The sequence below is a fragment of the Rhizobium sp. L1K21 genome, assembly GCF_024055895.1.
GTDB lineage: Bacteria > Pseudomonadota > Alphaproteobacteria > Rhizobiales > Rhizobiaceae > Ensifer_A.
Genome location: NZ_JAMXLE010000001.1, coordinates 380,231 through 395,571, shown reverse-complemented (window position 1 = coordinate 395,571; position 15,341 = coordinate 380,231). Strand labels below are relative to the sequence as shown.

Here is a 15,341-nt window from a genome sequence, read left to right as displayed (position 1 = left end):
CCTTTTACCCGGCATTCGCTCACGATTTGCGCGTCAGCGTCCGCTGTACGAGCATCGCAATGATGATGATCGACCCCTGAATGGTGGCGATCAGATATTCGCTGATGAAGTTGGAAAGCAGCATGATATTGCCGACGAGCTCGAGGATGAACGCGCCGCAGATCGTACCCCACACCCGGCCAGCACCGCCTTTCAGCGCCGTGCCACCAACAACCACGGCGGTAATCGCCTGCAGCTCCCAGAGAATACCGGTCGTGGCCGATGTGGAACCGAGACGCGGCACGTAAAGCAGCACCGCAATCGCCACACACAGGCCCTGCGCCATGAAGGCAATGGTGCGCACCTTGTCGACGTTAATGCCCGAATAGCGCGCCACATCGCGGTTCGAGCCAACCGCCACCACATGCCGACCATAGCGCGTGCGATAGAGAACAAAGGCGGCAACCAGCGTAACGGCCAGGATGCAGACGATTGGAACCGGCACGCCGAGAATGCTGCCGAAATAGACCGGCCCGTAAATCTCCTGGATATCCGGAGACCGCAGCGTAATGGCGCCACCTTCGGCCAGCCAGATCGTCAGGCCGCGATAAATTCCCATCGTGCCGAGCGTTGCAATGAACGGCTCAATCTTGCCGACAGTCGTAATAAGCCCGTTGAACAATCCGCAAAGCGTGCCCGCCACCGTCGCAAACAGAACCGCTGCCAGAAGCATCAAAAGCGGATCGGCAATCACCCCGGAATTCATGAACAGGATCATGAGACTTGCAACAAAGGCGAGCATGGAGCCCACCGAAAGATCGAGATCACCCGATGAGATGACAAAGGTCGCGCCCACCGCGATGATCGCAATGAAAGCGCTGCGTGTCGCCACGTTCGAAAGGTTGGTGATGCTGATGAAGTTCGGATTTGCGAGCGCTCCGACAATCAAAAGCAAAAGAAGCGCAATGAACGGCGCAACCGCGCGCATATCGATGTCGCTCCAGAACGAGCGGGACGCTGTCGTCTCCTGTTCCATTTTTTCTGAACCCATGTCCAAGGCCAATCCCCCTATTGATCTCCAGCCCGCGTTTCTTCAAGGAACGCGTGGCCGGTCAGCTCGCCATCTGTTTCAGGCCCGCCGAATAACGCATGATTTCCTGTTCGTTGATCTCTTCGCCCTCGAGCCAGCCCACGATGCGGCCCTCGCGCATCACGCCAACGCGCGAGCAGAGACCGATCACTTCGGGAAGCTCCGACGAGACCACGATGATGGACTTGCCGCCGCGGGCAAGTGCCGAAATGAAATGATAAATCTGCTGCTTGGTGCCGACATCGATGCCGCGCGTCGGCTCATCGATGATGATGATCTGCGGTTCGGTTTCCATCACCTTGGCCAGCAGCAGCTTCTGCTGGTTTCCGCCCGACATGCGACCCGCCACCACGCGGCGATCACGCACACGAATATCGAACCGCTTGCGTGCCCGCTCCAGAGCACGCTCTTCGCTGGCCACACTGAGATAGCCATAACGGCCATGCTGGTCGAGCGACTGCAAGGTCAGGTTCGTCATCATTTTGGAGTTCAAAAGCAGACCCTTGGACTTGCGATCTTTGGTCATATAGGCAAGTCCTGCCGCATTGGTCGCCTGCACATCGCCTGCGGGCATCTGCGTGCCGTGAATGCGAACCTCGCCGGAAAGCCGTGGCCGCAAGCCCGCAACGGCCTCCATCAGCTCGGTTCGCCCTGAACCCACAAGCCCCGAAAACCCGATAATCTCGCCGCGCCGCACCTCAAAGCTCGCATCGCGCACAAAGCCGGTGGTAATGCCTGCTGCAGACAGAACGACCTCTTCGTCCACATCCGGCTCCGTTTTTGCCGGATAGAGGCTGGACAGTTCACGGCCAACCATGAGCTGGGCAATGGACTCGCCGTCCAGCATGGAGGTCGGTGCGGTTTTCACCCACTGCCCGTCTCTCAAGACAGTCACGCGGTCGGTCAGTTCCAGCACTTCGTTCAGCTTGTGCGACACGAAAACAAAGCTCGTTCCCTTGTCGCGCAACCGGCGCACCTGCTCGAAGAGAACAGCCGTTTCCTCGGTCGAAAGCACCGCCGTCGGCTCGTCCATGAAGATAACGCGGGCATCCTTGGAAATCGCCTTGGCAATTTCGACCATCTGACGGTCAGCCACAGACAGTGAACTGATCGGCGCGTTTTCGTCGATTCTGGCGCCGAGCGAATCGAGCACCCGCCGCGTCTCAGACCGCATTGTCCTGCGGTCCAGAACGCCGAACCGTGTCAGCTCGCGACCGAGGAAAAGGCTTTCGGTGACGGTGAGATGTTCGGCGAGATTGAATTCCTGATGGATGATGACAATGCCGAGCGCTTCGGCTGCACCATTGGGTGGCAGTTTCACAGGCTTGCCATCCAGAAGAATTTCACCGGAGCTTGGCTGTTCAAAGCCGGACATGATCTTGACGAAGGTCGACTTGCCCGCACCGTTTTCGCCGACAAGCGCATGAATTTCGCCCGCCCGCAAATCGAAGTTCACGCTGAAAAGAACCTGCACGCCATTGAAGAACTTGCTCACCCGATTGGCAGCAAGAACCACCGGAGCCGTCCCGGCGTCGTCGAATTCCATCATTTCCTCCCTGCGGTCACCGCCGCTTATTGAGCTATGTAAACCTTTACATGAGCGATGTAAAGGTTTACATAGTCGGTTATTCAAGGATTTCACGCGCTCGACATTTGACCTGCACGAAAGACTGTGTAACGTCCTGCGAGCATGAGACCTGAGGCCCAAGAAACGTGTCGAATCCTACGCCCGCAACCATTGAAGATGTCGCACGCATTGCCGAGGTTTCCATTGCGACAGTCTCTCGGGCCATCCACACGCCGGAAAAGGTCGCCAGTTCCACACGGCTGAAAGTCAATCAGGCGATTGCGATTACCGGCTATACGACCAACGCCATGGCGCGCAGCCTGCGGCTGGGCCGGTCGAACATGATCCTCGTGGTCGCGCCCGATATCGGCGACCCGAATTTCTCCAACATCCTTGTCGGCCTTGAAAATGAGGCGCGTGCACGCGGCTACGGCATTCTGATCGGCCACACGCAAAATGATGCGCAGCGCGGTCTGGAATATTTGAAATTCCTGAATTCCAATCAGGCGGCGGGGCTGATCCTCTTCACCGGCGTGTTGCCCTTCGGTCATCAGACCATGACGGCACGCCTGCCGCCGAGCGTCGGGGTGTTCGAGCCGGTTCACAATGGCGGCATTCCCTATGTGGGTGTCGATGATATCGCAGGCGCTCGAAAAGTGGTGGACCTTCTGCTGGCGGAAGGCCACGAAAAGATCGCCTTCATCGGCGATTCCCGCACCCGCCTTGCCTATAGCCGCCGACGGGAAGGCTTCGAAGCGGGTATGAATGCGGCTGGCATACGCTCTGAAAATCGCATTGTGATGCCCGGCGACGGCACCGTGGAAAGCGGGCGTCTTGCACTCGAACAGCTCTTTATGGAAGACCGGGTTCCAACCGCCTTCATGTGCGTCAACGACCAGACGGCGATCGGCGTTTTGCTCGGGCTGAACGCGCGCGGCTACAACATTCCGCGCGATTATTCGGTCACTGGTTTTGACGATGTTCCGCTGGCGGGCTTCATGTCGCCGCCCCTGACGACCATACGCCAGCCGCGAACGGCTATCGGCAAGCGCGCCATGGCGCTGCTGTTCGACCTGCTTGCGGACGGAGAGCCGCCCGAAAGCGAAATATTGCTGGTGCCCGATCTCGTGGTGCGCAATTCGGTCGGACCGCCCAAGACATTGCGCTGAGGCGTCTGCCCCAGGGGAGCGTAGGCCGCTTTCACGGCCCACGCATTGATTGCCACCGTCAAACGTAACGGTTGACGATATTTTCCAGAAGCTCCTGCTTGCCGGAGCGCGGCTCGGGGTTGATATCTTCCTTGAGGACACGGGCTTCGATCTCCTCCAGCGTATAACCGCCTTCCAGCATCTTCTTGGCTTCGGGTTCGTCCCAGCCTGCATAGCGGGTTTCGAGTGGTGCCAGCAGCGCTTTGTCCTCCAGCATGGCGGCAGCAGCCTTCAGCCCGCGTGCGCAAACATCCATACCGCCGATATGGGCCATCAGGAGATCCTGCGGATCGAGCGACTGACGACGCAGCTTGGCATCGAAATTGGTGCCGCCGGTCTTGAACCCGCCATCGAGCAGGATCTGATAATAGGCCAGCGCCACTTCCGGCACATTGTTGGGGAACTGGTCTGTGTCCCAACCGGACTGATAGTCGTTGCGGTTCATGTCGATGGAACCGAGAATGCCGAGCGTGCGGGCAAGCGCCAGCTCATGCTCGAAGGAATGTCCGGCCAGGATCGCATGACCCTGCTCGATATTCACCTTCACGTCCTTCTCCAGACCGTATTTCTGCAGGAAGCCATAGACGGTGGCGACATCGTAATCATACTGATGCTTGGAAGGCTCCTGCGGCTTCGGCTCGATCAGCACAGTACCCTTGAAACCGATCTTGTGCTTGTACTCGACCACCATGTTGAGGAAGCGGCCCATCTGGTCCATCTCGCGGCCAAGATCAGTATTGAGCAGCGTTTCATAGCCCTCGCGACCACCCCAGAGAACATAGTTCTCGCCGCCGAGCTTCAGCGTTGCATCCATGCAGCTTTTCACGGTTGCAGCGGCATAGGCAAAAACGTCCGGGTCCGGATTGGTGGCAGCACCGGACATGAAGCGGCGGTTTGAGAACATGTTCGCTGTACCCCACAGAAGCTTGACCTTCGAGGCCGCCTGCTTCTCGGCAAAATAATCGACGATTTCTTCCAGGTTGCGCTTGCTCTCAGCAAAATTCTTGCCTTCCGGGCGCACATCCGCATCGTGGAAGCAATAATAGGGAACGCCCAGCAGATCGAAGAATTCAAAGGCCACATCGGCCTTGCTCTTGGCGGCCTGCATGCTGTCGCCAAACCAGGGGCGCTCGAACGTGTTGCCGCCGAACGGGTCGGTGCCCGGCCAGACGAATGTATGCCAATAGGCAACGGCAAAGCGCAGGTGATCTTCCATCCGCTTGCCCATCACCATTTCGTCGGGGTCATAGTGGCTGTAGGCCAGCGGATTGGTGCTCTCCGGCCCTTCATATTTGATGTTGGAAATATCGCCGAAAAATCCGGTGCTCATAGGGTGTCCTCACAGTTGTTATCAGTTTGATTTCAAGGCGTCGCGCACGGCGGGGTAAAGCGCGCGGTAACGCCGGTAAGCCTCGTCGTAAGCCGCAGTCAAAGCCATGTCGGGCTCGATCGTCTTGTCGGTTGACGGTGGTGTGCACACAGAAAGGGGATCAGCCCCCTCCGCTGCAATCAGCCCCAGCCGGGCAGCCCCGAAGGCCGCACCGAAATCACCATCGGCGGGAAGATCGACCGGCACATTCAGGGCCGTTGCCAGCGATTTCAGCCAGTAAAGCGAGCGCGAACCTCCACCGATAGCGGTCACGCGCGAAACCGTAGTCCCCGCCGCTTTCAGCGCTGCAAGACTGTCGCGAAAGGCAAAGGAAACACCTTCCATCACCGCCTGCGTCAGCACAGCCCGGTTTGACTCATGCCCAAGACCCGCAAACAGGCCGCGAATGGACGCATCATTGTGCGGCGTGCGCTCGCCGGAGAGATAGGGCAGAAACGTAACGCTCGTTGGTGTCTTCAGGCTGTCACCCACCTCGGCAGTCAGCTGCTGTGCACTTTTGCCGGTCACGTTGGAATGCCAGTTCATGGCATCGGTGGCCGAAAGGATCACGCCCATCTGGTGCCAGGTGGCTGGCAAGGCATGGCAAAACGCATGAACCGCGCTTTCCGGGTTCGGCAGATAGCTGGCATTGGCAGCAAACAGCACGCCCGATGTGCCGAGTGATGCAAAGGCCGCCCCTTCCGCCACCGTTCCCATGCCAACAGCGGAGGCCGCATTGTCACCCGCACCACCAGCGATAACAACGCCCTGCCCCATGCCCCATTCGCCAGCCAGTTCCGCCTTCAGGATGCCCGCCTGTTCGGTCCCCTCGACAAGCCCAGGCATCTGGCCCTGATCAAGATCGGTGGCGGCCAAAAGGTCCGAAGACCATTTGCGCGCGCCGGTATCGAGCCAAGCCGTTCCGGCAGAATCCGACATTTCGGAGAGATATTCGCCCGTCAGCCAGAAACGCAGATAGTCCTTTGGCAGCAGAACCTTGGCGACCTTGGCAAAAATCTCCGGTTCGTTGTTCTTCACCCAGGCAAGTTTCGGCGCGGTGAAGCCGGGAAACACGATGTTGCCGGTGATCGCCCTGAAGCGCGGATCAGCATCCAGCGCCGCGGCTTCCGCATGCGAGCGCGTATCATTCCACATGATGCAGGGCCGCAGAACCTCACCTGCAGCATCGAGAAGTGTCGCACCATGCATATGGCCGGAAAGGCCAATGCCTTTGACGCCAGCAAGCTCTTTTGCAAAGCGCGCCTTGATCGCCCCAACCGCCTCTTTCGTGGCCCGGACCCAATCGGCAGGCGCTTGCTCCGACCAGCCGGATTTGGGCCGCGAAACATCAAGCGATGCGTTGCCCGTGGCAATCACATGTTGATTGCCATCGATCAGCATGGCTTTGACACCGGAGGTGCCTAGATCAAGTCCTAAATACATCATGCATCCTCTGGAAGATTATCCTTGAGATAGATTTCAATGCGAATGCGGTCCTGCCCCTCGACGGTTTCAGTGCCGTCGACATGCGCTTTCAAGACGCGGATTGCACTTCGCACTTCGTGGCCGGGGTCTTGATGAAGAACGGCGCTGATTGTGCCGTCCCGCAATGCCGCCCGGGTCGATTGGGTCAGTTCATGCGCAACCACAGGCAGGCGACCCGCAACACCCGCCTTTTCTAGCGCCCGCACCAGCCCGCGATTTCCACCGCCTATGCTGTAGACACCGGCAAGACCGGGTTGCGCGTTCAAGAGCAAAGAAACCGCCGCTTCGGATTGCTCCGCATCGTCCTGTCCCTCGACAACGGGCAGAATTTCAATCTGTGGAAACGTCTCGCCGATGACGGCACGAAAGCCATCAAGACGGCGGCGGTGGTCGTTTGCAAGCATGGAACCCATCAGCACGCCCACTTTGCCGACATCTGGGGTCACAAAGCGCCCCAGCAGGCTGGCCGCCGTGCGACCGGCGGCAAAATTGTTGATCCCGCAAAACTGGATACGCGCTGCATTCTGCACATCCGAAACAAGCGTCACCACCGGCACGCCATCTCCGTTCAACGCGTCAATCGCCGCGGCAACATCGCTCGAATCCACCCCCACGATAGCGACACCCGCGCTACCCGTCGCGGCGGTATTTTCCATAGCCGCAATCAGAGCCTTGGCATCAAAGGCGGGAACCTCATGCAGGCGAATGCGCACCCGCTCCCGCGCGAAGGCCGATGCAGCATCCGCCACCGCAGCCCGCAGCAACTTCATGAAGGAGTTGTCGTTGTCCGGCACCAGAAAATCGAAATCGTAAAGGCGTCCCTTGGCCAGGTTGGCCGCCGCCACATCGCGCACATAGCCGATGCGGGCGATGGCCTCCTCCACCTTGGCGCGCGTCTTTTCACTCACGCCCGGCCGATTGTTCAAAACCCGGTCGACGGTCGCAAGGCCAACACCTGCATTGGCGGCGATATCATGAACGGTGGGTCGCATGGTTCCTCCGGGAGCCACCCCTAAAGGAAAATTTGAGGTACGTAAATCAAAATCTGACGGAAACGCAATTTCGGTCTTCCATCACCGCCCCGTGCAAGGTCTGTCCGAAGACCTGCAGAGGTGTCTTGCTTCCCAGCCTACCCGCTTCCAGTGACATTTTGAATTCGGAGCCGATTGCCTTTGCCAAAGCGATGGAGCGCAAATTATCGGGATGAATAATGTGAACGGCCTCGCGCCATCCCAAGCTTTGCCAGGCCCAGGCCATGCTCGCTTGCGCTGCTTCCTTGGCAAATCCGCGCCCCCAGACCTCGCGCAGAAAGGCCCAGCCTATCTCTCGTCCCGGCCAACCCGGCGGAGACCATGGCCCTGCCCTGCCGATCCAGCGGCCCGTGGCCTTTTCGATGACCGAGAAATTGCTGAAGCCTTCAATATCCCAGGCACCGCGCATCAGGCAAAGATTGGCCCAGGCGCCGGTGCGGTCCATCGGTCCGCCGATGAAGAGGGAAGCCGCCTCATCGGCCATCAGCCTCGACCAGCCGTCAAGGTCGTCTGCTTGCGGCAGACGGAGGATCAAACGTTCGGTTTCCAGAATAGGTTGAGGCATCGGGAATCATCGCATTTGAAAATTTTCCCGATCATAAGACTTCAGTCCGGTCGATCAATGCCCGCCGCCGGCTCCCGCAGCCTGCGGTTTTGGCTTGCGCAGCGCAAGCGCTGCTACCACGAGCGCAGCAAAAAGCACAGTCAGCAGCAGGAAAACATCGATGAAGGACATCACATAGGCCTGCTGACGCACCAGACCAGAGAGCTGGCTGATCGCCAAGGTCGCACCGTCAAGGCCAAGCGCGCTGAACTTGTTGCTGAGGCTCTGATAAAAGTCCAGAGCCTCCGGGTTGGCCCATTGCACATGCTCGGCCAATTGCTGGTAATGCGCCGTCGTTTGCCGGGTCAACAGCGTATTGATGATGGCCAGCCCCACTGCACCGCCGAGGTTACGGGTGAGGTTATAAAGGCTCGATGCGCCCTTGATACGATCCGGCGGCAGGGTGCCGAGCGCAACGTTGTTGATCGGCACCATGGCTATCATCATCGACATGCCACGCAGGACCTGCGGAATGATCAGCTCGTAATAATCCCAATCGGCCGTCATATGCGTCATCCACCATGTGCCGGTGGCAAATCCGGCAAACCCGATCATCATCATGAAACGCGGGTCCATGAACCGCGACATGACGCCGGAAAGCGGCGCTGAAATGAACATCGCAATACCGGAAATCATCATCGCCTCGCCGATCATGAGCGAATCGTAACCGCGGATCGCCGACAGATAGACGGGATAAATATAGGTCAGGCCGTAAAGTCCGATACCCATCACGAAGGAGAATAACGACCCGAAGGCAAAGTTGCGGTCCTTGAAGGCGGTAAGATCGGCAATGGGAAATTTGGCCGTAAAGGAGCGGTAAAAGAAAACCACCGCACCGCAGACGACAAAAATCGTCCCGATCACAATCTTGTCGTCAGAAAACCAGCCCTTCCCATTTCCCTCCTCCAGAACATATTCGAGTGAGCCGAGGAAAATCGCCATACTGAAGAGGCCCCACCAGTCGAAATTCTTCGCCAGTTCCGGCTCCGGTTTGTCGAAGTCGATGAAATTCCAGGAAACAAGCGTCACAAGAATGCCCGGGATGACATTGACCAGGAACAGCCAATGCCATGAAAATGCGTGTGACAGATACCCGCCGACAGTCGGGCCGATCGTCGGTGCGAGCGTTGCGACCAGGCCGATCGCGGGTGAAACGATATGACGCTTGGAGGGCGGGAAAATGGTGAAGGCGGCGGCAAAGACCGACGGAATGAGCCCGCCGCCGATAAAGCCCTGCAGCGCGCGATAGATGATCATCTCGTCGATATTCGTCGCCGTTGCCGCCAGCACGGATGCCATGGTGAAACCGGCAGCCGAAATCGTAAAGAACACGCGCGTGGAAAGAATGCGCGCGGCACTTGCCGACAGCGGAATCATGATCACTTCGGCAATCAGGTAGGATGTTTGAACCCATGCCGCTTCATCCGTGCTCGCACCCAGCCCGGCGCTGATTTCTGAAAGCGACGCCGACACGATCTGGATATCGATGATGGCCATGAACATGCCAAAGACCATGCCGAAAAAGGCGATGATCCTGCGCAGCGGAATAGGCTCGTCCGCAACGCCCTGTGCCAATGCTGTGTCAGCCATTTTCTGGTCCGCCTTCAGAGCAAAATTCGATCGGCGTGATACGGGGATCGATACGATTAGACTTTAAAATAGGTTTGCAGCGCACCGGCCCGCCCCTGGCAGGCCGGAAGCGGGCTTCAGTTCGCCACGGCAACCTTGCTGACATCGTTGCCCGTGCGGGTGTCGACATCCACCACCACGGAAAGACCGGCCTTCAGGCGGCCCGTGGCCAGAACATCAGCCGGAAGCGCAATACGCACCGGCAGGCGCTGGGTGATCTTGGTGAAGTTGCCAGTGGCATTTTCAGCCGGCAGCAACGAGAAGACAGAGCCGGAGGCCGGGGAAATGGACTCCACCGTACCTTCAAACTCCTGATCAGGCAGCGCATCAACCGAAATATGGACCGTCTCGCCGGCATGAAGTTCGGCAATCTGGGTCTCCTTGAAGTTTGCGTCTATATAGAGGTCGGAGGTCGGAACGACTGCCATAAGGCGCAAGCCAGGAGACACCAGATTGCCTTCTTGAACAGCGAAGTTACCAACGACGCCGTCAAAAGGAGCTTTCAAAACTGTAAATTCGAGATCGCGGGCAGCCTTGTCGCGCGCCAGATGCAGCGACTTCAGGGTGCTTTCCGCCTGAGCACGTTGAGCGTGAATGGCTGAAATGTTGGCCGTGGCCGACTGAATTGCAGCATCGGCGCTGGAGATCTGCGCCTGCGCCTGCTCGAACGCGGTATTGGCGCTGTCGAGCGCCGAGGTGCTGGCAAAATTCTGGTCCTGCAGCTTGTTGGTTCGGTCAAGCGTCAACTGGGCGCTATGCAGGGCAGCCGTCGCCGACTGCTTCTGCGCCTTGGCCTGCGCCAGAGACGCCTCGGCAACCTTTTCCTGCGCGTCGATGGTCTTGACGGCAAATTCCTGCGTGGCCAGTTGGGCTTCGGCCTGCTCCAGAGCAATCTGATAATCGCCCTGATCCAGCGTCACCAGCGTATCGCCAGCCTTGACCTTCTGGTTTGCGGTCACATTGACCTTTTCGACATAGCCGGTCACCTTCGGAGAGACATAGGCAATATCTCCGCCGATATAGGCGTCGTCGGTCGAGACCATGAAGCGGCCATTCGTCCACCACTGATATCCTTCATAACCGCCGGCGCCAATGACCACTGCAGCCAGAGCCAGAAAAATGAACTTGCGTCTGCCGCCACGCTTGGGATTAGTGGTTTGAGAACGGCTTGCAACTTCGGTCACTTCGGCCACGTTATCTCTGGCCTGCGTATCAGCACGAACCTCGCCCGCCCCCTCAAGAAGCTGAACTTTATTGGAATTTTGCTTTTGTGCTGCACTGGACATAATAAATACCTGAAATCTTCATATCGAACTGAACGGTTCGGTCATTTTCTTGACATAGTGCATATTTTCCCGCATAGCAATAGCAATCGAACCAAACGGTTCGATTTAGTTAAGATGCGATGAACAATGATGAACGACCAGGAAACTTTGGAAAACTGTTCAAACCGCCGCAAGGCGGCGGGCGAAAACCCGGCCAAACGCGACCAGATTCTGGACGGGGCCAAGCGGGTTTTCATGGAAAAAGGCTTTGACGGCGCCAGCATAAACGACATCACGCGTGCCGCCGGCGTTTCCAAAGGAACGATCTACGTCTATTTCGAAAGCAAGCACGACCTGTTCGGGGCATTGGTGGAGCGCGAGCGCAGACGCATTTCGGAAAATGTCAGAACCGTGCTGGACGACGCTTTTCCAATCAGGGAAACGCTCTTCAATTTCGGGACTTTGATCGCCGCGCACCTCTCATCACCCTCCAACGTGCGCGGTATGCGCATGGCGCTTGGCGTGGTCGACACAATGCCTGATACCGCACACTGTTTTCTGCGTGAAGGCCTGGGCAGCGGCCCGCAAATCCTGAAAGCCTATCTGGACCGGCAGGTGGCCGCAGGCCTTTTGCAAATCGACGATACCATGCTCGCCGCACGGCAATTTTCCGATCTCTGCGTTTCGGGTCTTTTCAAGCCGGCTCTGTTCGGTGAAATGCGCAAATCGCCGCCCCGCCCGATCATCGAGGGCGTGGTAAAATCAGCCATCGAAATGTTCATGGCCCGCTACGGCAAATAAACCAAAAACCGCCCGCAAAACGCCCTGCTTCTTGACGCAAAGCCTGAGATATGGCCTAAGGCGGCACGAAATCGTATTGACGAAACCAAGCTGCACGATCCTCTGATAAAGACTGGCCTGATCGGCGGCTTCTCATATTTATCCGGATGGGATTTTGATGTCTGAAACTGGTGTTCGCGTCCGTATCGCGCCATCGCCGACCGGCGAGCCTCATGTCGGCACCGCCTATATCGCGCTGTTCAACTACCTCTTTGCCAAGAAGCATAACGGCACCTTCATTCTCAGAATTGAAGACACCGATGCAACGCGCTCCACGCCGGAGTTTGAGCAGAAGGTGCTGGACGCGCTGAAATGGTGCGGCCTTGAATGGGCTGAAGGCCCGGACGTCGGCGGCCCCTATGGTCCCTATCGCCAGTCGGACCGCAAGCATATCTACGGCGAATATGTCGAAAAGATCGTTGCGGCCGGTCATGGCTTCCGTTGCTTCTGCACACCTGAGCGCCTGGAAGAAATGCGCGCCGGCCAGCGCGCCTCCGGCAAACAGCCGAAATATGACGGCAAGTGCCTCAACCTGAAAGCCGAAGAGGTCAAGGCCCGCATGGATGCGGGCGAGCCCTCTGTCGTGCGCATGAAAATCCCCGCAGAAGGGGCATGCGAATTCCATGACGGCGTCTATGGCGATGTTTCCATTCCGTGGGAAAGCGTCGACATGCAGGTTCTGCTGAAAGCTGATGGCATGCCGACCTACCACATGGCCAATGTGGTCGACGACCACCTGATGAAGATCACCCATGTGGCCCGCGGCGAAGAGTGGCTGGCCTCGGTGCCAAAGCACATTCTGCTCTACCAATATCTCGGCCTCGAGCCACCGAAATTCATGCATCTGTCGCTGATGCGCAATGCGGACAAGTCCAAACTGTCCAAACGCCGCAACCCGACCTCCATTTCCTATTATTCCGCGCTCGGCTATCTGCCGGAAGCGCTGATGAACTTCCTCGGCCTCTTCTTCATCCAGATCGCCGAGGGCGAGGAAATGATGTCGATGGAACAGCTGAAGGAAAAATTCGATCCTGAAAGTCTCAACAAGGCGGGCGCCATTTTCGACATCCAGAAGCTTGACTGGCTGAACGGGCGCTGGTTGCGCGAAGGCATTTCCGAAGGCGAGTTCGTCGCCCGCGTTCTCAATTGGGCACAGGAAAACGACCGCTTCATGGAAGGCATGAAACTGGCCCAATCCCGTATCGAGCGTCTGTCAGATCTCCCCGATCTCGCAGGCTTCCTGCTCAAGGGTGACCTCGGCCTGACTGCCGACAATTTCCGCCGGATCAAGAAGACATCGCTCGAAGATGTTCTGGCCGTGCTGCAAACCTCCCACGACGATCTAGAAAAGATCTTCGAATGGAACACGGCAAGCATTGAGGAAGAACTGCGCGCAATCTCCGAACGCATGGAAAAGAAGCTGCGCGACGTTGTTGCTCCGCTCTTTATCGCTGTGTCCGGTTCTTCCCGCTCGCTGCCGCTTTTCGATTCCATGGCAATCCTCGGCCGCTCGGTCGTTCGCCAGCGTCTCAAACAGGCGATCACCGCGGTGAAGCTCGGCCTGGAAGAAGATAAGAAGAACAACGGTTGATCTATGTGGCGAGGGAGCGGCAAGCTCCCGCCTTCTCCCCTGGGGGAGAAGTGCCGAGTAAAACGAGGCGATGAGGGGTTCCCCGCGAGACCTTGAGAACCCCTCATCCGCCCTTCGGGCACCTTCTCCCCAAGGGGAGAAGAACCAAACAACGGATAAGATGATGAACGAGAAAACAGCAGAAACCGGCCTTTCCTCTGACGTGACAGAGGTTCGCGCGCAGAAACTGAAAATGCTGCGCGAGCAGATCGGCGAGGTTTATCCGGCCCATTTCCACCGCACGATCACCAACGCGGAACTGGCCGAGAAATATGCCGGTATCGAACCCGACACCGAAACCGGCGATATCGTCACCATTGCCGGTCGTGTCTATTCATCCCGCAATTCCGGCATGTTCATGGATGTGCGCGATGCTTCCGGCAAGGTGCAGGTTTTCTCCCACAAGGATACCACCCCGGAAGAGGCCCGCGCGCTGCTGCCGATGATCGATCTCGGCGACATTATCGGCGTGACCGGCGAAGTGCGCCGCACCAAGCGCGGCGAGCTGACGGTGAATGCGCATGAAATCACCATGCTCACCAAGGCACTTCTACCGATGCCGGAAAAATGGCATGGCGTTTCCGACGTCGAGACCCGCTATCGCAAGCGCCATCTCGACATCCTGACCAACGAAGATTCCAAGCTCCGCTTCCGCCAGCGTTCAAAAATCATCTCCGGTATTCGCCGTTTCATGGAAGACGAAAACTTCATGGAAGTCGAAACGCCGATGTTGCATTCCGTCTATGGCGGCGCAACGGCTGAGCCTTTCAAGACCCACCACAACACGCTGAAGCTGGACATGTATCTGCGCATCGCGCCGGAACTGTTCCTGAAGCGCACCCTGGTTTCGGGGCTCACCGACAAGGTGTTCGAAATCAACCGCAACTTCCGCAATGAAGGCGTGTCCACCCGGCACAATCCTGAATTCACCATGATGGAATGTTACTGGGCCTATGCCGACTATGAAGACATCATGGGTCTCGTAGAGCGCCTCTTCGCCCACCTTTCCATGAGCATCCATGGTTCAACGGAATTCAAGTTCGGCGACACCGAAATTTCCTTCAAGGGCCCCTTCAAGCGCGTACCCATGCCGGATGCGGTGAAGGACGTGACCGGCATCGATTTCCTCGCCATGAAGACCGATGAAGAAGCCCGCGCGGCTGCCAAGGCTGCCGGGTTCGAGATCGAGGATGACTGGACCTGGGGCGAATGCCTGGCCTTTATCTTTGAGGAAAAGGTGGAAGGGACGCTGATCCAGCCATCACACGTCACCCATTTCCCGAAGGACATTTCGCCCTTCGCCAAGGAAGTGCCGGGCGAGCCGCGTCTGGTGGAACGTTTCGAGACCTATTGCAACGCCTGGGAAATCGGCAACGCCTTCTCTGAGCTCAATGATCCGGAAGAGCAGCGCCGCCGCATGGTGGAACAGCTCGAGCAGGCCCATGCCCGCGGCGAACACGAAAAGCAGCTTGATGAAGAGTTTCTGGATGCAATCGATCAGGGCATGCCGCCTGCAGGCGGTCTTGGCATAGGGGTCGATCGCCTCATCATGCTGTTGACGGACTCACCCTCGATCCGCGACATCATCCTCTTCCCGGCACGCCGCCAGAAGGCGGATTGATCGACAGCATTTCCAGCCGATGC

Annotated in this window: 12 protein-coding genes; 4 read left to right on the top strand and 8 right to left on the bottom strand. The window is 57.9% G+C overall.

Translation table 11 applies throughout. The features are described 5' to 3' along the window. Nucleotides 1–19: 19 nt before the first annotated feature. Complete coding sequence (locus tag NHF56_RS01795) at nucleotides 20–1,015, bottom strand: ABC transporter permease (protein ID WP_252804799.1); 996 nt, start codon at nucleotides 1,013–1,015, stop codon at nucleotides 20–22. 76 nt (nucleotides 1,016–1,091) lie between these two features. After that, complete coding sequence (locus NHF56_RS01790; RefSeq protein WP_252801023.1) at nucleotides 1,092–2,615, bottom strand: sugar ABC transporter ATP-binding protein; 1,524 nt, start codon at nucleotides 2,613–2,615, stop codon at nucleotides 1,092–1,094. Between the two features lie 167 nt (nucleotides 2,616–2,782). Between NHF56_RS01790 and NHF56_RS01785 the strand changes: the two genes are divergently transcribed. After that, a complete protein-coding gene (locus tag NHF56_RS01785) occupies nucleotides 2,783–3,805 on the top strand; it encodes a substrate-binding domain-containing protein (RefSeq protein WP_252801020.1) in 1,023 nt (340 codons plus the stop codon). Between the two features lie 58 nt (nucleotides 3,806–3,863). On the opposite strand, the gene xylA is transcribed toward NHF56_RS01785, so the two are convergent. The 6 genes from xylA to NHF56_RS01755 form a co-directional block, all read right to left on the bottom strand. Beyond that, complete coding sequence (xylA, locus tag NHF56_RS01780) at nucleotides 3,864–5,174, bottom strand: xylose isomerase (protein ID WP_252801018.1); 1,311 nt, start codon at nucleotides 5,172–5,174, stop codon at nucleotides 3,864–3,866. A 21-nt stretch (nucleotides 5,175–5,195) separates the two neighbouring features. Further along, entirely contained in the window at nucleotides 5,196–6,656 is a 1,461-nt protein-coding gene (gene xylB / locus NHF56_RS01775) for a xylulokinase (RefSeq protein ID WP_252804797.1), read from the bottom strand. Continuing rightward, nucleotides 6,656–7,690: a LacI family DNA-binding transcriptional regulator gene (locus NHF56_RS01770; protein WP_252801016.1), complete on the bottom strand. Its 1,035-nt coding sequence runs from the start codon at nucleotides 7,688–7,690 to the stop codon at nucleotides 6,656–6,658. The genes xylB and NHF56_RS01770 overlap by 1 nt, the downstream gene beginning before the upstream one ends. A 46-nt stretch (nucleotides 7,691–7,736) precedes the next feature. Beyond that, nucleotides 7,737–8,294, bottom strand: a complete 558-nt coding sequence (locus NHF56_RS01765; protein ID WP_252801013.1) for a GNAT family N-acetyltransferase — start codon at nucleotides 8,292–8,294, stop codon at nucleotides 7,737–7,739. Between the two features lie 54 nt (nucleotides 8,295–8,348). After that, nucleotides 8,349–9,923, bottom strand: a complete 1,575-nt coding sequence (locus tag NHF56_RS01760; RefSeq protein ID WP_252801012.1) for a DHA2 family efflux MFS transporter permease subunit — start codon at nucleotides 9,921–9,923, stop codon at nucleotides 8,349–8,351. A 116-nt stretch (nucleotides 9,924–10,039) separates the two neighbouring features. Next, nucleotides 10,040–11,248: an HlyD family secretion protein gene (locus tag NHF56_RS01755; RefSeq protein WP_252801010.1), complete on the bottom strand. Its 1,209-nt coding sequence runs from the start codon at nucleotides 11,246–11,248 to the stop codon at nucleotides 10,040–10,042. 126 nt (nucleotides 11,249–11,374) lie between these two features. On the opposite strand from NHF56_RS01755, the gene NHF56_RS01750 reads away from it, so the two are divergent. From NHF56_RS01750 to lysS, 3 genes are all read left to right on the top strand, one after another. Then, complete coding sequence (locus tag NHF56_RS01750; RefSeq protein WP_252801008.1) at nucleotides 11,375–12,028, top strand: TetR/AcrR family transcriptional regulator; 654 nt, start codon at nucleotides 11,375–11,377, stop codon at nucleotides 12,026–12,028. A gap of 157 nt (nucleotides 12,029–12,185) precedes the next feature. Beyond that, on the top strand, nucleotides 12,186–13,658 hold the full coding sequence (gene gltX / locus NHF56_RS01745) for a glutamate--tRNA ligase (protein ID WP_252801006.1): 1,473 nt from the start codon (nucleotides 12,186–12,188) through the stop codon (nucleotides 13,656–13,658). Between the two features lie 163 nt (nucleotides 13,659–13,821). Further along, complete coding sequence (lysS, locus tag NHF56_RS01740) at nucleotides 13,822–15,318, top strand: lysine--tRNA ligase (RefSeq protein WP_373456236.1); 1,497 nt, start codon at nucleotides 13,822–13,824, stop codon at nucleotides 15,316–15,318. Nucleotides 15,319–15,341 lie beyond the last annotated feature (23 nt).

Coding starts and splice junctions, on each gene's coding strand:
- NHF56_RS01795 (WP_252804799.1), bottom strand. CDS start 1,015: ATGGAACAGGAGACGACAGCGTCCCGCTCGTTCTGGAGCGACATCGAT.
- NHF56_RS01790 (WP_252801023.1), bottom strand. CDS start 2,615: ATGGAATTCGACGACGCCGGGACGGCTCCGGTGGTTCTTGCTGCCAAT.
- xylA (WP_252801018.1), bottom strand. CDS start 5,174: ATGAGCACCGGATTTTTCGGCGATATTTCCAACATCAAATATGAAGGG.
- xylB (WP_252804797.1), bottom strand. CDS start 6,656: ATGTATTTAGGACTTGATCTAGGCACCTCCGGTGTCAAAGCCATGCTG.
- NHF56_RS01770 (WP_252801016.1), bottom strand. CDS start 7,690: ATGCGACCCACCGTTCATGATATCGCCGCCAATGCAGGTGTTGGCCTT.
- NHF56_RS01765 (WP_252801013.1), bottom strand. CDS start 8,294: ATGCCTCAACCTATTCTGGAAACCGAACGTTTGATCCTCCGTCTGCCG.
- NHF56_RS01760 (WP_252801012.1), bottom strand. CDS start 9,923: ATGGCTGACACAGCATTGGCACAGGGCGTTGCGGACGAGCCTATTCCG.
- NHF56_RS01755 (WP_252801010.1), bottom strand. CDS start 11,248: ATGTCCAGTGCAGCACAAAAGCAAAATTCCAATAAAGTTCAGCTTCTT.
- NHF56_RS01750 (WP_252801008.1), top strand. CDS start 11,375: ATGATGAACGACCAGGAAACTTTGGAAAACTGTTCAAACCGCCGCAAG.
- gltX (WP_252801006.1), top strand. CDS start 12,186: ATGTCTGAAACTGGTGTTCGCGTCCGTATCGCGCCATCGCCGACCGGC.
- lysS (WP_373456236.1), top strand. CDS start 13,822: ATGAACGAGAAAACAGCAGAAACCGGCCTTTCCTCTGACGTGACAGAG.